This is a genomic window from Streptomyces sp. NPDC016640 (assembly GCF_043076215.1).
In the GTDB taxonomy this organism is placed as follows: Bacteria; Actinomycetota; Actinomycetes; order Streptomycetales; family Streptomycetaceae; genus Streptomyces.
In genome coordinates this window covers 115,025-135,624 of the sequence record NZ_JBIBRG010000007.1, presented here as the reverse complement: position 1 = coordinate 135,624, position 20,600 = coordinate 115,025, and the positions used below count along the sequence as shown (strand labels likewise).

At 71.3% G+C, this 20,600-nt stretch carries 18 protein-coding genes and 3 pseudogenes; 11 read left to right on the top strand and 10 right to left on the bottom strand.

Going from position 1 to position 20,600, the window contains the following annotated elements:
• Positions 1-108: 108 nt before the first annotated feature.
• The gene (locus ACF07S_RS16515; protein WP_391964796.1) at positions 109-462 is read right to left on the bottom strand and encodes a trypco2 family protein; all 354 of its coding nucleotides are present in this window, start codon (positions 460-462) and stop codon (positions 109-111) included.
• Positions 463-553: 91 nt separating this feature from the next.
• On the opposite strand from ACF07S_RS16515, the gene ACF07S_RS16510 reads away from it, so the two are divergent.
• From ACF07S_RS16510 to ACF07S_RS16490, 5 genes are all read left to right on the top strand, one after another.
• On the top strand, positions 554-1,876 hold the full coding sequence (locus ACF07S_RS16510) for a serine protease (protein ID WP_391964795.1): 1,323 nt from the start codon (positions 554-556) through the stop codon (positions 1,874-1,876).
• 46 nt (positions 1,877-1,922) lie between these two features.
• Positions 1,923-4,232 (top strand): tetratricopeptide repeat protein, encoded by a 2,310-nt coding sequence (locus tag ACF07S_RS16505; protein ID WP_391964794.1) that lies wholly within the window; start codon positions 1,923-1,925, stop codon positions 4,230-4,232.
• A gap of 84 nt (positions 4,233-4,316) precedes the next feature.
• On the top strand, positions 4,317-5,705 hold the full coding sequence (locus tag ACF07S_RS16500; RefSeq protein WP_391974444.1) for a vWA domain-containing protein: 1,389 nt from the start codon (positions 4,317-4,319) through the stop codon (positions 5,703-5,705).
• Positions 5,702-6,724, top strand: coding sequence for a hypothetical protein (locus ACF07S_RS16495; RefSeq protein WP_391974443.1), 1,023 nt, complete (start codon positions 5,702-5,704; stop codon positions 6,722-6,724). The genes ACF07S_RS16500 and ACF07S_RS16495 overlap by 4 nt, the downstream gene beginning before the upstream one ends.
• Positions 6,721-7,986 carry an ABC transporter substrate-binding protein gene (locus ACF07S_RS16490; protein WP_391964791.1) on the top strand — a complete coding sequence of 422 codons (1,266 nt, stop codon included), beginning with the start codon at positions 6,721-6,723 and terminating at the stop codon, positions 7,984-7,986. Before ACF07S_RS16495 ends, ACF07S_RS16490 begins: the two co-directional genes overlap by 4 nt.
• A 211-nt stretch (positions 7,987-8,197) precedes the next feature.
• Here the strand turns inward: ACF07S_RS16490 and ACF07S_RS16485 are convergent, their stop codons facing one another.
• Both ACF07S_RS16485 and ACF07S_RS16480 read right to left on the bottom strand, forming a co-directional pair.
• Positions 8,198-8,389, bottom strand: coding sequence for a DUF397 domain-containing protein (locus tag ACF07S_RS16485; protein ID WP_391974442.1), 192 nt, complete (start codon positions 8,387-8,389; stop codon positions 8,198-8,200).
• Positions 8,386-9,273: a Scr1 family TA system antitoxin-like transcriptional regulator gene (locus ACF07S_RS16480; RefSeq protein WP_391974441.1), complete on the bottom strand. Its 888-nt coding sequence runs from the start codon at positions 9,271-9,273 to the stop codon at positions 8,386-8,388. The genes ACF07S_RS16485 and ACF07S_RS16480 overlap by 4 nt, the downstream gene beginning before the upstream one ends.
• A 320-nt stretch (positions 9,274-9,593) precedes the next feature.
• Between ACF07S_RS16480 and ACF07S_RS16475 the strand changes: the two genes are divergently transcribed.
• The 3 genes from ACF07S_RS16475 to ACF07S_RS16465 all read left to right on the top strand — a co-directional run bounded on the left by ACF07S_RS16475 (position 9,594) and on the right by ACF07S_RS16465 (position 10,974).
• The gene (locus ACF07S_RS16475) at positions 9,594-9,818 is read left to right on the top strand and encodes a DUF397 domain-containing protein (protein ID WP_004979976.1); all 225 of its coding nucleotides are present in this window, start codon (positions 9,594-9,596) and stop codon (positions 9,816-9,818) included.
• Positions 9,819-9,907: 89 nt separating this feature from the next.
• Complete coding sequence (locus tag ACF07S_RS16470; RefSeq protein WP_391974440.1) at positions 9,908-10,375, top strand: hypothetical protein; 468 nt, start codon at positions 9,908-9,910, stop codon at positions 10,373-10,375.
• Positions 10,376-10,599: 224 nt separating this feature from the next.
• The gene (locus tag ACF07S_RS16465) at positions 10,600-10,974 is read left to right on the top strand and encodes a hypothetical protein (protein WP_391964787.1); all 375 of its coding nucleotides are present in this window, start codon (positions 10,600-10,602) and stop codon (positions 10,972-10,974) included.
• Between the two features lie 508 nt (positions 10,975-11,482).
• Here ACF07S_RS16465 and ACF07S_RS16460 read toward each other — a convergent pair.
• A pseudogene (locus ACF07S_RS16460) lies at positions 11,483-12,070 on the bottom strand (serine/threonine protein kinase); the annotation flags it as partial.
• Between the two features lie 287 nt (positions 12,071-12,357).
• On the opposite strand from ACF07S_RS16460, the gene ACF07S_RS16455 reads away from it, so the two are divergent.
• Positions 12,358-13,722, top strand: a complete 1,365-nt coding sequence (locus ACF07S_RS16455; RefSeq protein WP_391964786.1) for a hypothetical protein — start codon at positions 12,358-12,360, stop codon at positions 13,720-13,722.
• 412 nt (positions 13,723-14,134) lie between these two features.
• On the opposite strand, the gene ACF07S_RS16450 is transcribed toward ACF07S_RS16455, so the two are convergent.
• Positions 14,135-14,512 (bottom strand): hypothetical protein, encoded by a 378-nt coding sequence (locus tag ACF07S_RS16450; RefSeq protein WP_391974439.1) that lies wholly within the window; start codon positions 14,510-14,512, stop codon positions 14,135-14,137.
• Between the two features lie 173 nt (positions 14,513-14,685).
• On the opposite strand from ACF07S_RS16450, the pseudogene ACF07S_RS16445 reads away from it, so the two are divergent.
• Positions 14,686-14,921: pseudogene (locus tag ACF07S_RS16445) on the top strand (response regulator transcription factor); the annotation flags it as partial.
• A gap of 116 nt (positions 14,922-15,037) precedes the next feature.
• Here the strand turns inward: ACF07S_RS16445 and ACF07S_RS16440 are convergent.
• The 5 genes and pseudogenes from ACF07S_RS16440 to ACF07S_RS16420 form a co-directional block, all read right to left on the bottom strand.
• A pseudogene (locus tag ACF07S_RS16440) lies at positions 15,038-15,622 on the bottom strand (DUF4158 domain-containing protein); the annotation flags it as partial.
• A gap of 261 nt (positions 15,623-15,883) precedes the next feature.
• Positions 15,884-16,252 carry a hypothetical protein gene (locus ACF07S_RS16435; RefSeq protein WP_391974438.1) on the bottom strand — a complete coding sequence of 123 codons (369 nt, stop codon included), beginning with the start codon at positions 16,250-16,252 and terminating at the stop codon, positions 15,884-15,886.
• 365 nt (positions 16,253-16,617) lie between these two features.
• On the bottom strand, positions 16,618-18,279 hold the full coding sequence (locus ACF07S_RS16430) for a hypothetical protein (protein WP_391974437.1): 1,662 nt from the start codon (positions 18,277-18,279) through the stop codon (positions 16,618-16,620).
• A gap of 4 nt (positions 18,280-18,283) precedes the next feature.
• Complete coding sequence (locus ACF07S_RS16425) at positions 18,284-18,613, bottom strand: helix-turn-helix domain-containing protein (protein ID WP_391974436.1); 330 nt, start codon at positions 18,611-18,613, stop codon at positions 18,284-18,286.
• Positions 18,610-19,164, bottom strand: coding sequence for a tyrosine-type recombinase/integrase (locus ACF07S_RS16420; RefSeq protein ID WP_391974435.1), 555 nt, complete (start codon positions 19,162-19,164; stop codon positions 18,610-18,612). The genes ACF07S_RS16425 and ACF07S_RS16420 overlap by 4 nt, the downstream gene beginning before the upstream one ends.
• 985 nt (positions 19,165-20,149) lie before the next feature.
• Between ACF07S_RS16420 and ACF07S_RS16415 the strand changes: the two genes are divergently transcribed.
• On the top strand, positions 20,150-20,599 hold the full coding sequence (locus tag ACF07S_RS16415) for an ATP-binding protein (protein ID WP_391974434.1): 450 nt from the start codon (positions 20,150-20,152) through the stop codon (positions 20,597-20,599).
• The last annotated feature ends 1 nt before the right edge of the window (position 20,600 follow it).

Sequence of the window (20,600 nt, the reverse complement as noted above, 5' to 3'; positions counted from 1 at the left end):
AGCCGGTCTTCTGCCTCGAGGGCCGTCAGATGACCTGGGCCGGAACCGGCGGGCCCGACCGTCCTCGCGCCGGGCCCGGCTCCGGCGTGGTCGAGCCGGGGCCGGCGGTCACTCGCCCCGTGCGAGGGAGCCGTCGTGGGGCTGTGGCCGGGGCGGGACGGCGGGGGTCTCGCGGCTCACCTCGTGGTGGGTGCCGTCGGCGCGGGGCAGGGGTTTGAGGGCGACCTCGATGCGGTGGGTGGCGTCGTGGCTCACCGAGCCGCCCAGACGCGCCTCGACCACGCCCAGGCGCAGACCCGCCCCGCCCTCGCCGGACCGGTGGAACTGCACCGAGAACTCCAGGCTGACCTGCTCCACCGTGAACCGCCAGTCGCTGTGCGCGCCTTCGGCCTGAGCCTGCGCCAGCTCCGCGCGGACGGCGCCGATGGCCTCCGCCAGACCGATCGGTTGCAGCTCCCTCATGTCAACACACCGCCGTCTTCCGTCGCTCGACCGATCCACCCTGCACACGAGTCTAGGGACACACGGGACTTTGCACGTAATGTGAGACGGCATGGGGGAACTGCGTGCGGACTGGAGACTCAGGCTGCGGCGCGGGGGCGCGCACGGCCCCGTCTGTGGCGCCGGCGTGCTCGTCGACCAGTACACGGCACTGACCTGTGCCCATGTGGTGGGCCGTCCGGACGCCGTGATGTGGCTGGAGTTCGCCGAGAACGGCGCACTCGAACCGGTGGCCGCGCGCGTCATGCCCGGCGGCTGGCTGCGGGAGGGCCCCGGCGGCGAGGACGTCGCCGTGCTGCGCCTGGACAGCCCTCGTCCGCAGGCGCGCCGCGCCCCGCTGGAAGCCAGGCTGTGGGGCGGGATGGAGGTGTACGCGACCGGTTACGCGGAGGGCTTCGACGACGGCATGAGCCTGTGGGGGCGCATCGGCGGCGCCAGCGGTGAGCGGGTGCAGCTCGACGCCGTCACCAAGACGGAGGTGGTGCGCGCCGGTTTCAGCGGCGCCGGTGTGTGCACCCGGCCCCAGGAAGGCCGTCCCGCGCGTGTGGTCGGCCTCGTCGTCAGCTGGCGCGGCGACCTGGGCGAGCGGTTGCCCGAGGACAACCGGCTCTCCTTCTCGTATCTCATCCCCGTCGACCGCATCGCCGAACTGTCGCCCGTAGTCAAGGAGTTGAGCAGTCCGCAGGCCTGGGACCACGACTTCGAGGAGCGGTTGACCCGGTGGTTCGACGACCCGGACGAGGACCCGGTGAAGATCACCGTGGTGCCTCCGGGCAGCGGCAAGGACCGCTCGCTGCGTCATCTGACGCACCGCGCCCACGTCGTCCATCGCGGCGGCGCCAGCAGGCCCGACCTCATCGATCACGCCCTGAACCAGGTCGCCTTCCCGGCCGGCGAGTACCTGGCGTACTGGGACTGGCTGCGCGGCGTCAAGTCCCGGCCCGCGCAGGCGGCCGACCGTGCGCCGCTGCGACCGGTGACGGTTCTCGTCGACGGCCTCGACGAGGAGCCCCAGCCCGCACCGCTGATCGAACTCCTGGTCCGATTACGGGTGTTCGGCTTCCGGCTGCTGCTCGTCTTCCGTCACGAGGGCGGCCCCGGCTGGACCGCGTCCCGCGACCGGCTGCTGCGGCCCGCCCTCCTGGACCACGCGGACAGGCTCCTGAACCGTCTGCAGCGCGCGGAGTTCAGCCAGGCGATCCGCCGCGACATCGTCGACAGTGCCTCCCTCGGCTCCGTCACCGAGACGGCCGACCGGCACCGGGACGCGCGCCGCCTGATCGACGAGGTGCGGGACCCGCAGCAGCAGCTCACCCGGCTGCGCGCGCTGATCAGGGCCCTGCGCGCCGACCTGAGCCGCCATGGCCGGCGGTGACGCGGTGTCCCGCCGGGTCCGGGCACGGGAGGGGGACCACGCGAGGATGACGGCCTGCGCGCACCGGCGCTTCACCGGATCCTCCTGCGGCGGCGCCGTGCTGCCCACCGGCTACTGCGCCGAATGCGGCCGCGCGGCGAACGCCCCCGGGCTGCCCGCCCTGCCCGAGGACCCGCGGGAACGCGGCCCCCGCGACCTCCTCGCGCTCCCCGCGCGTGAACCACGCCCCGCCGGGGAACGCCTCATCCGTCCCGAGGCTCCCCTGAGCATCCACATGGGCTGCTCGTCCGGCACCTGCGGCATCACCTTCGCCCCGCCCTACACCGAGGGCCCGGTGCCGGTCACGGGATTCTGTCCGGCCTGCGGCGAGCGCTACTCCTACGAGCCCGAACTCGCCGAGGGCGACCTGCTGCGCGACCAGTACAGGATCATGGGCCCCATCGCGCACGGCGGCCAGGGCTGGGTCTACCTCGCCGAGGACACCCATCTCGGTGACGTCGTCGCCGTCAAGGGACTGCTCAACCGCTACGAGCACGACGGCGCCCGGCTCGCCGACGTCGAACGCCGTAACCTCGTCGCCATCCGCCACCCCCGCATCGTCCAGATCCGCGACTTCGTCGCCCGCAGCGACGGGACCGGTCAGATCACCGGCGGTTACATCGTCATGGACGACGTCGGTGACGGCACCCTCGCGAAAGTCGTCGAGGAGGTCCGGCGCGGTGAGTCCGTCCTGGACATCGAGCACGTCGCGGCGTACGGCTGCCAGATCCTCGAGGCCTTCGTCCACCTGCACGCCGACGGCGAACGGGTCTTCGTGTACGGGGACATGAAGCCCTCCAACGTCGTGCACCACCGGGACGGCGTCAAGGTCATCGATCTCGGCGGCATGCGGGAACAGGGGCAGAGCCAGCCGCCCGCCCATGTCACGCCGGACTACATGGCGCCCGAGACCGGGACGTCGGCCGTGCCCACCGTCGCCCACGACCTGCACACCGTCGGTGCCACCCTGCGGGAACTCGCCCGCTGGGCCGTTGCCGAGGTACCCGGCCTCGGCGCCGCCTCCTTCCACCGGGTCGTCGACCGTGCCGTGCGGACCGATCCGGGCCGGCGCTTCGCCGACGCCAGTGAGATGGTCGGCCAACTGCGTGGGGCCCTGCGGGAGATCCGCGCGCTGCGCGGCAAGAGCGACCCGCCCGAGCCCTCCGACTACTTCCGGCCGTCCACCCAGTTGCTCGGCGCCCGGCTCGGCACGGTGCCGGGCATCCAGCACTGGCTGGGCCGGCCCCGCCGCGACCGGTACGAGCCCCCCGTGGCACCGGCCCTCGACCTCGGCGCCCCCACCCCCACCGAGATCGCCGGCTGTCTGCCGGTGCCGAGGCCGTATCCGGGCGATCCGCAGACCGCGCGGTTCGAGGTGAGCAGCGGCTACGACCCGGGCCAGCTCCTCGGACAGGAGGACGAGAAGCCGCGCTCGGTGGAGATCTGCCTGCACAACGTGCGCGTGCTGCTGGGCCGGGACACCCGGAAGGACCTGGAGCGGGCCCAGGAGGAGCTCGACACGGCCGACTCCATCCCCGGGCCGTCCGCCGTGCGCCGGTGGCGGCTGGAGTGGCACCGCGCCCTGCTCGCCCTGCGCAGCGCCGGTCTCGACGACGACCCGCGGCAGGTCGCCGAGGCCGCGGCCCACTTCACCCAGGTCCACCTCGAACTGCCCGGCGAGTACGCGCCCAAGCTGGCCCTCGCCTACTGCGCGGAGCGGCTCGGCGACGACACCGCCGGGCCCACGGCCGAGGAACTGTACGAGGCGGTGTTCGCCCGCAACCCCGCGCACGGCGGCGCCGCCCTCGGCCTGGCCAGGATCGCGCTCCGCGCGCACGACCGCCGAGCCGCCATCGACGTGCTCGGCCGGGTCCGGCCCGGCACGCTGGACCACACCGTCGCCCGGATCGCCGCGCTGCGCATCCGCGCGGCGCGGCTGCCCGGAGACGGCGATCCGCTGCCCGCGCCCGCCGAGGTCGACGCGGCACTGGCCGAACTGCACGGCCTCGTGGGCCGGAGACCGGGCGCCGGGGAGCCGAGCCTGTCCGACGACGAGGCGCTGCGCCTGAGGACCGAGCTCCACGAGTGGAAACTGGACGCGGTGCACGGCCTCGGCGACCGGCCCGGTTCCCCGGGAAGGGGCGCCGAACGGCTCGACGCGCGCGGCCTGAGGCGCCTGAGCCCGCCGGAGCGCGCGTTGCGCAAGCAACTGGCCTCGCTCTACCGGCGGCTGGCGGCGCACCCCCAGCATTCGGCCGCCGCCCACGAACACCTCGTGGACCTCATGCACGCGGTACGGCCCCAGACCCTGATCTGACCGCACGGCACGGCACGACAGACCGAATCGGCACCGGGCACACGGAGTGCGCGGCGACGACGTGAAGGAGCGGTGACGTACGACATGAGCGCCCACACCCGGCCGTCGCAGCCGGGCATCCGACTGCGCGTCGACCTCGGCGGTGATCCGCGCCCGCACCGCAGCGCGAAGATCGAGGCCCATCTGCGGGTCGACGTGGCCGCCGACGGCGCTCCCGGCGACCTGCCCGCGGTCCAGCTCGCCGTGATCATCGCGGTGGACGTCGCCGAATCGAACCGGGCGGCCGTCCGGCACGCCCTGCCGACGGCGCTGCGCGCCCTGCCCGACCGCATCTCCTTCGCCGTGCTCGGCAGCGGCCCGCAGCCGGTCCGGTGCTATCCGCGGGGCGACGCCGAGTGGGCCGTCGCCGACCGGGAGGAGAGACGCCGGGCCGCCTTCGTCACGGGCTCGCTCCCGCTGCACCGGGAGGGGCCGCGTCCCGCCGGGTACGCCGCCTGGGTGGCCGGGGCGCGCGCGCTGCTCGACGGCCGGCCGGTGTCCGTGCGCCATCTGGTGCTGATCACCGATGGCAGCAGCGCCGCCGGAGAGACCCGCCTCGAAGAGGAACTGGACGCCTGTGCGGGGCAGTTCACCTGCGACGTGTTCGCCGTGGGCGCGGACTGGACCCCCGACCCCCTGCTGACTCTCGCCGAACGGCTGCACGGCACGGCCGAGTTCGTGGACGACGGACTGGGCGGGGCGATCACCGCCGCCATCCACCGGCTGCGCCGGGTGCACACTCCCCAGCTGCCCATCGAGGTGACCGTGCGGCCCTCCGTGCGCCAGGTCTCGCTGAGCGAGAAGGCGCCCCGGCCGCACCGCCTCGGCGGACTGCCCCAGCCCGGCCGGCCGAACTGCTGGAGCTTTCCGACGTACCAGTGGCAGCAGGGCGCACGCGACTACCTGCTCACCCTGGTGGCCGACTCCGGCACCGACCCGCTGGAGACCGAGCTGCAGTTCGCCATGGTCTCCGTCGGTGACGTCCATGAGCCCGTCACCGCCCGCTGGCACCTCCCCGACCGGTCGCCGCCCCCCGCGCCTGCGGGCGGCGACAGCGTGCGCGAGCTCACCGCCACCGCCAGGATGCGCGGTGCGCTGCGCCAGGGACTCGTCGCTCTGGAGAAACACCAGCTGGACACCGCCGCGGACCGCCTGGGGCAGGCCGCCCGGCTGGCGGCGCAGTTCCGCGTGGACTGGGTGCTGAACGAGATCAGCGCGGTCGCCGACATCGAGGACGCGTCCGCGGGGCGGGTCCGGCTGCGTGCCTTCGAGGCCGGGACCCTCGGCCCGATGATCCTGCGTGCCGGGTCCCGTCCCGGCCGTCCCCTGGCCGACGCCGTCGGTGCGCGGCCGGGCCCGCGCTGCGGCGGCTGCGGTACGCCGGCCGGAAGCGAGGCCCGTTACTGCATCGGGTGCGGGGAGAAGCTGCTGTGACGCCCCGACGCGACGCCGCCCGGCGCCGGTACTCCCCCGCCGCCTTCTGGCGCGGGGTCCTGAGCCGCTGGCGGACCCGGCGGGTGCTGGAGGTGCACCTGCTGGTCCTGTTCCTGCTCACGGCCGTGGCGTCGACCGCGCTGTTCCTCTCCTGCCGTCAGGCCCAGCGCGGCGCCGAGGAACTCGCGTCCCGCGAGGCGCCGGCCGTCCAGGGGCTCGCCGCCGCCCGGCTCGCGGCCCTGCGGGCCGACGAGGAGGCCCACACCGTGGTGAGCATGAACCTCATCGGCATCGCGGGCTCGGGCGAGACCTACCGGTCCCAGCTCCTGGCCGCCGACCAGGGCCTGTCCCGGATCGCCGACCGCACGGACCTGGATCTCGGCACGGTCAGGGGTCTGCTCGACACCTACAGCACCTCGCTCGGCCTCGGCACGTCCCTCTACCGTGACCAGCCCCTCATGCGGGAACAGAAGCTCAAGGAGGCGGACTCGCTGCTCACCCGCGAGGCGGTGGGACTCGTACCCCGCCTGGGGCAACTGCAGCGGGAGCAGCTGGAGCACGCCGAGGCCACGGTCACTCCGGGGCCGTGGCAGCGCGCCGGGTGGTGGCTCGCCGAGATCGCCCTCGTCATGGTGGCACTGACGCTGTTCTCGGCGCTGTTCGTGCTGCGCGACCGCTGCGGCCGCGACTGGAACCCCTACCTGCTCGCGGCCCTCGTCCTCACCGTGCTGCTCGCCGTGGTCCCGCTGATGACGGCGCGCTCCACCGCGGACGACCTCGACGCGGTGGTCAGGGCCCTGCAGCAGATCACCGCGGTGTCCTGGGACGGGGACATGGAGCTGACCGAGGCGCAGCGGCACGTCACGGAGCGGTCGGAGAGGGTCCGGGAGGAACTGGACGGCGGCGTCTGGACCGGCCAGGTGTACCGGGGCGCTTTCGTCGGCGGCCTGCTGGTCATCGTCCTGCCCGCGCTCGGGCTCGGTCTCCGGCTCGACAACGACTACTGGAGGCGACGGTGACCCGGCGGTTCAAGGTGCTGCTCTTCGTCGTGGTCATGGTGCTGATCACCACGTGCGGCATGGTGGTCGTGTGGGCGCAGGACGACGAGGAGCCGGTGACCATCCTCGGGACGTGGACGGCCGCGCAGAAGGAGCGGTTCGAAGGCGTGCTGGACGACTTCGGCATCCCCCACCGCTACGAGGGCACCGCGGCCCAACGGGAGGTGCTGCTCTCCAAGGTGCAGTCGGGCGAACCGCCGGACATCGTGATCATGCCGGGCATCGGCGAACTCGCCGAGTACGCCGAGCAGGGCCTCCTCGAACCGCTGAACGGTCTCTACGACCCGAAGGCGTACGGCGCTCCCTGGAAGTCGACCGGGTCGCCCTCCGAACGCGTCCACTGGATCCCGGTCAGGGCGGACCTGAAGAGCATCGTCTGGTACCGCGAGGGCCACGAGCCGGCCACGTCGCCGGCGCCGTTGCGGAAGTGGTGCATCGGCATGGGTGACGACGGCGCCTCCGGCTGGCCCGGCACCGACTGGATCGAGGACCTCGTGCTGCAGCGGGAGGGCCCGGACGTGTACGAGAAGTGGGCGCTGGGCACGGGCCGGACCAAGTGGTGGCGCGGGGAGCCGGTGCGCACCGCCTGGGAGGCATGGGCCGATCTGCTGCGGCAGGACAGGAACGCGGCCCGGCACGCCCTGCTCACCGACCATCGCGGTGAGACGGACAGCAACGGGCTGCTGTTCGGAGGCCGGGACGGGTGCGCCCTGGAGCACCAGGGCTCCTTCGCACCCTCCCTCTACAAGGAGAAGGCCGAGGACGCACGCCTGATGGACTCCGCTCCGCTGCTGCCCGGAGGCGGCAGCCGGGTCCGGGCCCACGAGGTGACGGGCGACTTCGCGGCGCTGTTCAGCGACAGCCCCCAGGCCGAGGAACTGATCAGGAAACTGGCCTCGAAGGAGGGCCAGCAGAAGCTGGCCGACGAGGCGCACGTCTTCTCGGCGAACCGTCAGGTGAAGCCGCAGGGCGGCGCGGTCGGACGCGAGATCGCACGACGGCTCGGTGCGGGACCCCGTTGCCTGGACGCCTCGGACGTCATGGCACCCCCCGTGCGGGACGCCTTCTACGAGGCCGTTCTCCTGACCATCGCGAGGGCCGCCGCCGGTGAGGACGTCGACGTACCGGACCTCCTCGAGGACGTGCAGGAGGTGCAGGACACACAGTCCGCGAGGGGCGCCGACAACACGGCGGCTCCGAAGACGGTGTGCAGCAGGCGGTGAGCGGGCGGTGCCCGCGGCCCCGCGCCCTACGTCGACACCTCGAACCTCACAGAGATCGTGGTGCGTTGACAATGTCAACACAGAGGTTATGCAGTCGATTCACCAACCGCGTGACCTTTGGCCACGCCTCCACGGACGAAACCAAGGGCTCCCGAACGCGGTGAGGGCGTGCCGTCCCCTGCTCCAGCGGACGGCACGCCCCCAAGCCCGCTCAGCCCTCGGACGCGAACCGTACGAACTGCCCCCAGCCTTCGCGGCCGACTTCGAAGGCCGGACGGGTCACGTCCTTGGAGTCCCGTACGTGGACGGCGTGTTCGGCGACCGCGATCTCGACACAGTCGTCGCCCTGGGTGCCGCTGTAGCTGGACTTGAACCAGGCGAGTTCCGACATACCACTGCTCATAGCTCTCCTCGCAGTCGCTCCAGCAGGTCCCGGGATTCTCCAGGGTTCAGGGCCTGCGAGCGCAGTGTGTCATAGCGTCGGCAGAGCAGACTCATCTCTTTCGCGTCGGAGATCAGCCGTCCATTCTGCTGCCCCTCGGAGTAGCCCACGCGACGCCCCTCCGGGGTTTCCAAAATCCGCATAGGCCCGTCCAGGCACCCATGGAACTCCAATTCAACCGGCACCACTTGCAGCGTCACATTGCGCGGCGCGGACAGCTCCAGCACATGATCCAACATGTTCGCCTGAACCTGCGCCCCACCCAGCCCGCGCCGGAAAACCGACTCCTCCACGATGAAGCCGAACGGCACGGTCGGCCGCTCACGCATCATCGCCTGCCGTTCCAATCGGGCTGCGACCTGTGCCTCCGTCTGTTCGTCGGTCAGCAGCGGGATGCTGTTGTCGAACACCGCCCGCGCGTACGCCTCCGACTGCAACAGCCCCGGCACCAACCGGCACTCGTACGTGCACAGGCTCACCGCCTCCCGCTCCAGCCGCGCCCACCGCCGGAACCACACCGCGAGCCCCGCCTCCCCCCGCGTCAGGTGCCGCGCGGCCTTCCGCAGCGCACCCGTGTTGCCCAGCGCCTCCTCCGCGCGCTCCACGAACGCCTCGTCCGGCATCCGGCGGCCCAACTCCACCGACTCCACAGTGTGTTTGGAGTACTGGACCCGGGCGCCCAGGTCGACCCGGCTCAGCCCCGCGTGCTCACGCAACGCCTGGACGACGGCGCCGAACGTCCGCAGGCTGTCCGACGGATGCGGCTCCCGCTCCCACTCCCCCACCGGAACCGCCCGTGCGCCGGCGCTTCCGGCCGCCTCCCCCTCGACCCCGACCACGTCCATCCGCCGCCCCTTTCCTCTCCTGCGTGCCGCGCACCACGACGGCTCCTCACGCCGCCCGCGCCCGCCTCCAGGCTGGCGGATCATCGGACGTACCGTCCACTCTTCGTGTCCGTACGCTGACTCAGCGTACGGGGTGCCACACTCGTCCCCGCCCCGTCCGACCGCCACTCTGAGGTCACGGAGAGCCAGGAGAGACCGTCCGCGTCCACCGCTCACCTGCGGAAACAACCGGACGGCCACCTCCCCTCCCGTGAACTGCCGCCCACCGCGGGCGGCGGCGGCCGGACCCGGCCGCGTCGGACGAGCTGGAAGGTGCAGTCATGCAGAACGGAACCAACCTGTACGCGCTCGACATCAGCGGGGCCTCGTTCACGAAGGCGTGCGGCGGCCCCTGCACCGAAGGGTGCGTGACCCTGGCCCGGATCGGTGAGGACGCCTGGGCGCTGGGCGACAGCAAGCGGCCGGACGCGCAGCCGCTGCGGTTCACCACCGAGGAGCTGGACGCGGCCGGTATCGACCCGGCGCGCTTCGGCCTCGGCGCCTGACCCTCCCTCCCCTCCCCCTCCCTTCCCCACCGCCGGCCGGACCGGGCCCTCCCGCGTCCGGCCGGCGCTCCTCGAAGCGGGAACAGCCCATGCACCACCACGCCTACCTCTGGACCGGCCCGAAGGAACGCTTCGACGACGAGGCCCTGCGGCGGCCCCCGCACCCCGATCCGCCCCCCGCCGGAGGCAGGCCGGAACTGGTCGAGCGCTACCGCCAGGTGGCCGCGGAGTTCCGGACATCGGACCTCCCGCCCCTGGAGACGGCGTACTGGCTCGTCAAGCCCCGCTCACTGGTGCGGGGCACCTGGGACGAGGCCAAGGAGGCGGCGGCCTGGCTCGGCGAGCGACTGGCCGAGTACGCACCCCGGTTCGCGACGGAGGCCGACCGGGACACCGCACGCCTGGCCCGGCTGGTGGACGCCGCCGCCGAACGCCTGCAGTGGGGCGCCGACATCTCGTACGGCCACTACCTCGAACGGCCCTCCTACCTCACCCTGGCCGTGGTCACGTGCTCCCCCAACCGCGCGGTCCCCGAACTGCCCTGCCCATGCGCGTAGCCGGCCGGGGTCTTCACGTACCGCGCGGAGCGGCCCCCCGCACCGCCCCGCGAAGGCGCCTCGGCTTCGGCGAGCGGGTTGAGCCGAGCCGGTCTCCGCGGGTGCGGCACGGCGGACCCGGCACCGCCCGCCCCTGACATCCGTCAGGACCGCTCCCGTCGCTCCTCCTCCTACTGTGTCGTCACAGCCACCGGGCTGCGACGACACAGCGACTCTCGAAAGGCATGACCGTGCGCAAACTCCTCCGCGGGGCCGCCGCGCTGGCTCTCGCGACCGCCGCCGTGACGACAGGCGGTGCGACCCAGGCCCATGCCGCCGACTCGTGGGCCAACTGCCCGTACGGAGCAGTGTGCATCTACCCGCAGAACCAGAACCCCGCCGTCAGCCCCAGCCATGTGTTCTGGGCGTACGGGCCGCACCGCATCTACAACCAGTTCGGCTACCACTGGGTGCTCAACAACCAGTCCGACTACGCGCTCGCCTACCTCTGCAAGAGCGTCGGCACGGACTGCCACGACAGCATCAACTCCCAGGAAGGCCTGTACTTCAACCTCGATCCCATCAACTCGGTCACGCTCTCCGAGTGGCGGCCGACCTGAGAAGACCCCGCACGGCGGCCGTAGCCGCCTTGCCGCTGGTCCTCACCGGGACGGGGACGCCGACGAGGGCGCCGGCGAGAACGACGGCGGGTGAGCCGGCACGGGGGCCGGCTCACCCGCCGTACGCGGCGAGGTGGCGCAGCACCTCGTCGACGTGCGGCCGGGCCTGCTCGGGCACGCCGCCCTGTTCGATGACGGCGCGGTCGCTCGTGCGGTAGCCGGCCGCGACCAGTGCGGGCAGGTCCTCCTTCGGCATCCCCGCCTCCTTGAACCGCTGGTCGAGCCAGCACACGTACCCGCTCATGGTGGCGATCGCGTCCGGCGGCGACATGTGGTCCTTGTCGCCGTCCCCGTCCACGGCCCAGGCCCGGAACACCGACGGCGTCCACATGGCGATGCCGTACTCGTCGGTGGCCGGGCGCCGCGAGGTGCACGCCGGTGACGACGGCGGGGACGCCGCGGCCGTCGTCGTCACCGGAGTCACCGCCGCCGAGCACGACCGTCCCGGCAGGCGCAGCTTGACGGAGGCCAGGTAGTCGATGTGGTAGTTGACCGCCGAGCGCGTCAGATCGCGGCAGGACGCCAGCGGACGCAGTCGCTCCACAATGTCCCCGACGCCGGGCAGGGCGGTGTCCGAGGCGTCACGCAGCCGTTGTTCGCACAGGGCGACCAGGACGAGGAAGTACTTGGCCGTGGGGTCCAGGGCGAAGGGGTGGACGGCCTGTTGCCCGGCGCCGTCGGCGACTTCGTGGCTGAGGTAGGCGTGTTGCGGGGCGAACACCTTGAAGGTGGCGGTCCCTGACAGCGAGGGCAGCACCACTCGGGAGAACTCGAAGGGCACGGGCGCGCCGAGGCGTCCCGGGGCCACGGTGATGTACTCGCCGGCGCCCTCCAGGTTCTCCACCACGTAGGAGACGCTCCGGCTGAAGTTGGACAGCCGCCAGTAATCCCCGGCCGCCTCCAGCCGCCCCGCCCGGCGTGAGACGCCGGGATCGGTCAGGGGAACGGCCACTCCCCCGCCACCGGGCAGACCGCGACCGAAGTCGACGACGTCCCCCGGCCCCAGGTGCAGCAACTCGGGCCTGCCGGCCCCGATGTGGTCGCGTGGATTTTACGCGCGGATCCCGCATGCCGCCGCCGTCCCGGACGCGCCCAGATCCCCGCAACCACCGTCATGCTCCTGCGCGACCGGGATACCGTGACCGAACAACTCCCCTCAGTGATCGGGCCGCCTAGGCAGAGAGGGGGGTCTCGGCCGACCCGGACAGCGGGACGTGGGCGGCCCTGGAGACGGGCGCGGCAGCGCAGATCGGGCAGATTTCGTAAGAGAACCGGTGTCGACCGGGGGAGGCCGCAGTGGGTTACGCGATGGGGCGGATGACGGTGGGCGCCTTCCTGCGGCGGCCGTTCCGTTCGCTGGGCGATGGCGGTTACGCAGGTCTGGTCTTCGTGCTGGCGCGCTCGGCCGACAATCCGGAGTTGCACCGAAGGCTGTTCCGGGAGTGGCCGGACACTCACGACGTCACGTGCCGCTACCTCGGCGTAATCACCCCGGCCCCCCGCTCCGGGCTGGTCATCGACGCAGGCCACTGGCGATCCGAGGACTACGCGACCGCCGTCGAGGGTGTGTCGTGCCTGGGGGAGAGCAGCAGGCTGGATACGCCGTGGCCGCAGGCGAGGTCGACGCTCCGCATGGACGCGTGGCCGCCGCGCAGGGACGTGGAGGGTGGGGGCCCGGCTGACGGTGCCGTCATGGAGGACGTGACCCTCCTTCCGGCCCTGACCCACCCCTTGCGGGAGCACCAGGACGCGCTGACCGCAGCGGCCGGGGAGATGCGGAGGTTCTTCGGCGTCTCCGAGGAGCTGCTGCCGTGTGCCGTCGTCGTCTCCTTGCTGGAGAAGCGAGCGTACGCCGTGGCGCTGGACGACGTCCCCGGCCTATACGCCCTGCTGAAACGGGTGCGTGTCGAGCTGGAGCCGGTTACCACGGAGATCGACCGCCGGGATGCGGAACTGGCTCGAGCACGGGAGGCCCGTCGTGCCCTGCGCTCGGCCGGCGCCCGCAGCAACCTGCCTGCCAGATCCCGCGCGCAGCAGTGGCAGTGGTCGGTGCGGATGAAGCGCCTCGCCGCCGACCTGAGCGGTATCGCGGACCGACTTCCCGACAACGAGGCCGAACTGTGCCGCTGGATGGCCTCGCGGCTCCCTGACCACGGGCCGCTGACAGAGCAGGAGGATCGGTCGGCGCAAACCCTCGCACACCTCCTCGCCCGCTCAGGAGATCACCGCCGCCTGCCGCGGCGACTGCGGCGTGCACTCGCCGTACACAGGGCCGGAGACTTCGGCAACGCCGAACTGGCGGCCCAGCAGGTGGCGTATGCCGCGGAGGAGCGGGCGGTCGAGACGCGGATCGGACAGCTGAAGGCGGAGATCGACGATCTGGGGCGGCGCCTGTACCTGGGATCCGCCGTCGTCGCCGCCGCACAACGGTTCGGCCTGGCCCCCACCACCACCACCGTGAACGTACCAGCCTGGCGAGAACTCACCTGGCCGGTCGAGGTGTTGGTCCCAGCGGAGCAAAACGGCCCGCAGCGGCGTGGCGGCCGTACGATCGGTGCCGGGGGGAACGCGGTACACCACACGTCGGCCGGGACCATCCTCCAGGCCGGGACCATCCACGGGGACGTGCACGTCCACGAACAGCCGATGCCACCCCTGCCGTCCGCCAGAGACGCGGACCCCGGCTGAGTCATTGAGTGCGGCCAGATGGGTCACCATCACCACGACGTCCCCGCCGAGCACCGGCCCCCACCACCCGGTAGGCGTAGGCGGACGGGGTTGAACCGCGGGTGCGGGAGGGGTGGCCCCCGGGATGCACGGACCGCCTCAGTTCTCCGTACACCCCGGGGAGGGGCCCTCGTCGGTGCGCGGCAGCGCGGCGGCGTGGCGGACGACGTCCGCGGCGAGAACATGTCCGGCCGTGGTGAGCAGCCGCGCGAGCCGGCGGAGGACTTCGCCTACACCGTCGAGACCCTCCAGCGCGACCGGGACCGGGCGAGCGGCGGGGCAAGGACTCCGGGTCCACCGCCGAGCAGCAGCCCCGGCGCCGGGCCCGCGCCGGGCGTAGCGACGCCCGCTTCCTCCCCGCCCGGCCCGGAACCTAAGGGTGACTGCCGCCGAGCGTGATGCCGCCGTGGAAGTCCCGGCCCTGGACGACCGTTCCTTGGGTACCGCCCGAGATCTCGTTCGTGACGTCCCCGGACCGTGTGGCTACTTCCGCGTTCACCCGCCGTCGCCAGACCTCCAACGCGGCTGCGAAGTCCGGGTCCTGCCGGGCACGTTCGTTGAGCAGCGCGGCGAGTTGCCCGGCCCGCTCCTCGGTGGGCGGAGGCTCGGCCGACACCTCCAGCTCGCTCTCGCCGGGATGGGACCCCCTTCGGGTGGCCAGGTCACGCAGGGAGGTCCACAATTGCTCCCCGGCCGCGCCGGCCGCCCCCGAAGCGAGAGCCACGAGCAGTCCTGCTGTGATGGGTTCCACGTAATCCCTCCGTACGCTCCAAAATGTGCACTTTTGGGTATGGTGCCCCACAACGGTCTGCTTGGAAGCGCGCACGGCAGCGCTGTACCGATGTTCCCCAAGGCCGGATCAGAAGATGTGGCGCATCGACCGCACGGCCGACTACGGCGCCTTCCAGGGCGCGACCCACGGCCGGTGGCAATACCGCGGCCCGGACCGCCATGGAACGTGCCGCATTGACCGAGCCGAGGGGGAGGTGCTGCGTCTCCTGGCGCAAGACCTGTCGAACGCGGAGATCGCCGCGCGTCTGGTGGTGGGGACCGAAACCGTAAAGTCGCACGTCAGCTCCTTACTGGCGAAACTTGGCGCACGGGACCGCACCCAGGCGGTCATCGCGGTATACGAGTCCGGCTTTGTCTCCCCGGGCTGAGGATCGGGTTGTGACCGGCGGCTGTATCGTTCGTCGCCCTGTTCCTCGGGGTGAATGCCGATCGGTCTACTGACGAGGCGGGCCGGGCCTGTCAGTTCAGGATGCCGTCGTCTTCCTGGATCAGCACGGTCGGTGGCCCTGGCCACCGCCTCGTACAGGCGCCGCTCGGCCGCCGTGCGGGCCTCCGACACCTGCCGGGTCAGCACCGAGACGCCCGGCAGCAGCACACGGTTCTTCCGCAGCCACGTCACCGCGTGGTTGAACAGCGCCACCGGATCCTCGGCGTGTGTCCACGCCTGCCCGTACAGGAAGCCGCGGAACTCCCGGCCCCACTGCCGATCGGTGAAGTCCCGGTACCCAAATCGTTCCTGGATTTGCGCCGGGTGCTCGTACACCGTAGACCTGCGCTCCGGGTACCGCTTCACGCACGAGACGTCCTGGATGCCGAGCTGCCCAGCCAGGCACTCCACGGCCTCCCACGGTACGGCGAGGGGGTCCTCGCCCAGCAACCGGCCGACGTAGCGGATCGTACAGATCTGCACCGCCATCCCCAGCCGGTGCGCGTCCGTACGCCGCAGCGCAATCAGATCACGGTCATCATCGTCGAGGAAGAAGAACCACTCCAGCTCCGGGCGCGTGGGCACCTCGGTGAACGTCCCGTACGCCTCGGCCTGCTCATCAGTCAGAAATTCCATCGGCACGCCCGGACGGTAGCCACCGCCGAAGTCCGCCCGACGCGCTTCCATCGAACTCCAGCGGTGTCCCCGGCCGGTGTGCTATCCGATCAAGATCAATTTCACCGGGATTTCCTGTACCTCAATTACTCACACCCGGAGAGACCCGCGGGTTCAAGGAAACTGAAGGCCCTTCAGCCCGAACCCGCAGGTGCGATGCTCCGCTTCCGGGGATGAACCCGCAGGTTCGCGATCAACTCGCTGGGGCGCGTCCCGTAGCCGATCGTCTCACCCTGTTACGCGGTAGCCGTGGCCTTTGCGGGGATCACGATCAGAGCTGTTGTCGAGAATTGCGCTGCCGTACTCACCGTCGGCGACCCACTCGACCCTTAGGGAGAATCGGACATCATGCTTTCCAGGATTGATCCTGAGTGTCAGTTGTTTCGGATGGTCGGCGGAAACCGTGAAGGGGAAGTCTGTGCGATCGGGTTCGGCCCTTCTGGCCGTTGGCACAACCGAGACAGGGGTTTGCGTGAGGTTCACATCAAACGTGGGTTCATGTGCAGTAACTGCACAATTGTCCGGATGGGAATGCTCTTCTTCGTCCTTCGGGAGAGCCTCTGCGGACAGGACGTTGACTCTGATGCCGGTGACCACGATGGCCTCATCGGTCTTCGCTTGCAGTACGAGGGGAAGCGTGGCTGGTGTGCAGGGGGTGGGGCCTGATGTGTACGCGGTCAGCCCGGGTGGTCCGGAGATCTCGCCCCAGACCCATCCCCACAGGCCTTGAACTGCCCAGAATGAGATGGCCCCTAGCAGCGGCAGAACTACGAGCGTCGCCCAATGCGTCCGGTCGCGTAACGGCGCCCATGGCTGTATTGGGCCCGGCTCAGGCTGCGGTTCCGGTTCCTGCCTTGCGTCACTGTCAGGCTGTGGCGTTGATGCATTTGGGTCCTCAGGCATATCAGCCTCTCTCGGAGCCTATTTTCCCGTACGGCGCATTGTCTCGAATCCGTTGACAGTCAGGTGTGATTCGAGGGAGCCCGCGAGTTCGGTGGCTCGATGTCAGGGGGACGTCGGCCTGGTAGTGGAGTCTCTGGGGCGGTCTCGGCAACCTGCTCCAACAGGGCCCGTGCGGAGTCCGCGTAACGCATCGCGGTCTTCTCGTCGAGCCCGAAGACCTCCGCGAGGTGGAGGGGGTCAGGGCCATGGACCATGGCTTCTTCGAGCTGCCGGTCGACGCGAAGCCGCTCCAGGGTGGCGTCCTGCCCACGCATCGGAGCGCTGATCCAGTGGTTGCTGGCCCGGCTGGTGGTGTTGGCGGTCTGGTTGTTGATCAGTAGGTAGAGGTTCGCTGTGCTCGGCCACCGGCGGCGTCGGTGGTCCAGCCAGTCCGTCAGGAGCTTCAAGGTGAGGTCGTCGAGCGGGCGCGCGCGTCCGGCGATGGTCAGCCGGCGGTTACCGAGGTCGACGTCGTTGAGTGTGAGGGTGGCGATCTGGGCGACCCGGGCGGCGTGGACCGCCGCGAGCGCGAGGACGAGCCGTGCCGCCGGGGTGGTGGCCGCCGCGACAGAGCTCTCGACCTGCTCCGGAAGGAGCGGTTGGAGCACGCTGTACTCGTTCTGCCCGACTTTGATGCGGCTGATGGGGTTGCGGAAGACCAGCCCGTGCCGTTTGGCCCAGGTGAACAGCGAGCGCAGGGCGACGAGTTGGTCATGCCGCTGGTGACCGTGCAGTGTCTTGACGTAGGTGAGGACGTCGTCGCGGGTTACTTCCCGCAGGTGGTGATAGCGGTTCGACCACTCCAGCAGGGCTGGGCGGACTTGGTTGAGGGAGAGCCAGACGGTTCCTTCCCGTCGCGGGAGACTGCGGGGGCCGCCGTCGCGCAGGACGCGGGTCCAGGGCTCAGCTTCCGAGCGGATGCCGGGTGCGAGTCCTTCCAGGCGCCCGACGAGCCAGCGTTCGAAAGACGGTTCGCTGTCGTCCTCGAAGATCCCCATCTCCTCCAGGACCGTGACGACGTGGCCGACGGGCAGGTCCCAGGCCCGTAGCGGGGCGAAGATCTCCGTGTGCCGGATCACGTCGCCTTCGACGTGGCCGGTGAGGACGACAGCCAGGCCCCGGTTGACGGCGAAGCGGATGTTGCGTCCCCAGCCGCGGGCCTCGGCGAATCGGTGGGCGAGGTACTTCGCCCAGGCCAGCCACGGGCTGGCCAGGTCGGCGTCGGCCGGGTCGAGTCGGCCGAAGTCCCGGAGGATCTGCTCGAACAGCGGCGGCTGCCGCCAGCCGGGGTCCGGGCGCCAGGCCGGCGCGGGAGGTGGTTTGCGCGGGGCACCACGCCGTCCTCCCTTCCGCCGGGCCAGGGGCGTCCGTCTTCTGCGGTAGTGCATCTGAACGAAGAACAGCTGATGGTGCCGGACGCCGGCGAGCCGCTCCCGCACGTCCGCCTCGTCTGAGGGTCGGCCGTCAGCCGTCTTCGCACTGAGACGGGCCTGGCACCAGCACAAGCGGCAGTAGTTCCACTTCAGCGGCTGGACGCGACGGCAGTCGGTGCATTCCGCCGCGTCGTGCCCGCGGCTGAACATGTAGCAGGTGTGGCAGAGTCGTCCGCGGAAGTCGCCCCAGGCCAGGCAGCCAGGGCAGGAACTGGTGGGCTTGACGTAGCCCTTCGGGAAGCGTGCCACCGGATCACTCCGGCGGCAGCGACCGGCCGTCCCGGCGCTTGGGGATCACCTTCGGTGCGGCGGCCCCCGAGCCGACAGCCGCCCGGACCGTCTCCTCCTGGCCAGGACGGTGCACCTTCTCCGGCTCCGAGATCAGGAGGTCGCCGATCTCGCAGCCGAGGACGACGCAGATGACGTCCAGGTCCTCCAGCTTCAGGGAGACCGGCTGGCCGGACCAAAACCCGGACATCTTCCCGGCCGAGATCACCAGGCCGTGCTCGGCCAGGCTCCGCTGGAGCTCGGAGGCTTTCCAGATCCCCTTGTTCGCGGCGGTCAGCCGCAGGTTCCACTTCATCGCAGAAGTCCTTCCAACCGCTTCGCGGCCCGCTGCTGCCCGGCCACCCAGGCGTCCTCGACCCGGGTCTGCTGGACGTGGACGTATCGCATGGTCATGGCGATCCAGGCATGTCCGAGGACTTCCTGGATCGCGATCAGGTCGAGTCCGCCGAGGTAGAGCTCGGACGCGCAGAAGTGCCGCAGGACGTGCGGGGTGAGCTTGTCACCCCAGCCCGGCAGATGCGCCATGGCCGCGGCCTTGAGCCCATTGCGCAGAGCATCGTCGCCGACCCGGCCCGAGGAGCCGTCGGCGCGTCTGCGTTCGGAGGGGAACAACGGAGCGCCGGGGCGGGTGTGGTCGTCGTCGAACTGGCCCCAGACGTCCTCGACGAACCAGCGGAGCGTGCGGTCGGCGCCGTTGATCAGGGGGACCATCCGCTCGCGCGGGCCCGAACCCCGGGCTCCCTTTCCGTGCCGGACGTGGAGCTTGCCGAAGCGCCCCAGGTCCCACTTGATGTCCGCCAGATCGAGCTTGCACGCCTCGCTGACCCGGAGCCCGACCTGGGACATCAGTTTGGCGGCGGTGTAGTTCCGGGCGGTCGGGGCGAACTTCCGGCAGGTTGCCAGCTCGCCCCCCGGTGAACAGCGTCTTGACCTCCGGCCCGGACGGCGGAATCCGCAGTGCCGCATCCTTCGACCCGCGCGGCCGGTTCATCTCGTCGATCGGGCACTCGATCACCCGGCCGGTCATCCGGTGGACCTCGACCTTGTGCCGCAGCTCCAGGAACAGGAAGTACGTGGTCAGCGCCTGAGAGCGCCCCAGCCGGGTGCCGCTCGGCGATGCTCGCAGTACCTTCCCGAAGTACGCGTCGGCGTCGGGCGGCTCCATCTCCCACAGCGGTCGGCCGAACCAGGACCGCATCTGCTCCAGGTGCCCGACGTCGCCGCGGATCGTGCCGTCCGCCAGCCTGGCTGAGGCCCGCGCCAGCACGAACCCTGCCAGCACGTCGGTCTCGAACTGCTCCAGCTCCTCCGCCGTGGCCGGCAGCCGGACATCGCGTAGGTCTCGTACGACAGCCAGCGCCAACCCGAGCCCCCTCACCTTCACCCCGATCGTGAACCGATCAGGCATGGTGAGAACGCTTCAGGAATCCCGAAGTTACGTCAGCCCGCGAACCACTGCCGGAGAGAAGAGGAACCCCCTGGCCACGAGGTCGTGGACTCAGCGTGGCTCAGAGCAACCCACGGGATGTCGCACATACCGTCCGCCGCGCCGGGGCGGACGCTCCGGACGGGGTGCCGCACGAGTGGGCCGTGGACGGCGGGTCGGTCGGCGCGCCGCGGTGCCGCGAAGGCTCCCCACCGACCGCCGGACCGCTCGACCGCCCCGGTCGCGGACGCACTCCGGGGCGTCGGGAACCCTCTGCCGTCTTCCCGCGTTCCTCACACAGCGTCGCGGGAATCCGGCGTACCGCCCGCTTCCCCCCCGTACGCCTACTCTCCGTACGGGGCGCGGCACTCGCCCCCGCCCGCGCCCGGCCGCCACTCTGACGGCATGAACCACGCAACACCCCAAGCGGGCGCCCCCGCCGGCACCTTCACCCAGCTGCTGTCGTCCACGCGGCGCGGCGCCCGTCTCGCCCGGCTCCTCGCGGTGACCGAGCTGCGCTCCCGGGGCGCCTCGCAGGAGCTCACGGAGCATGCCGAACTCGTCGTCGCGGAGCTCGCCGCCAACGCCGTCCTGCACGGCCGCGTTCCCGGCCGCTGCTTCCGGCTGACCCTCGTCCTCGACCCGTCCACCCGCCGCCTCCGCATCGAGGTCAGCGACGCCCGCGGAGACCTCCGCCCGCTCCCCTGCCCCACGGCCACCGCACTCGACGCACTCTCCACCGGCGGACGCGGCCTGACCCTCGTCGCCGCCCTCGCCGACCACTGGGACTGCGTCCCCTACCCACCCAGCGGCAAGACCGTCCGGGCGGTGCTGACGACATCGGCCGACGCGTGAC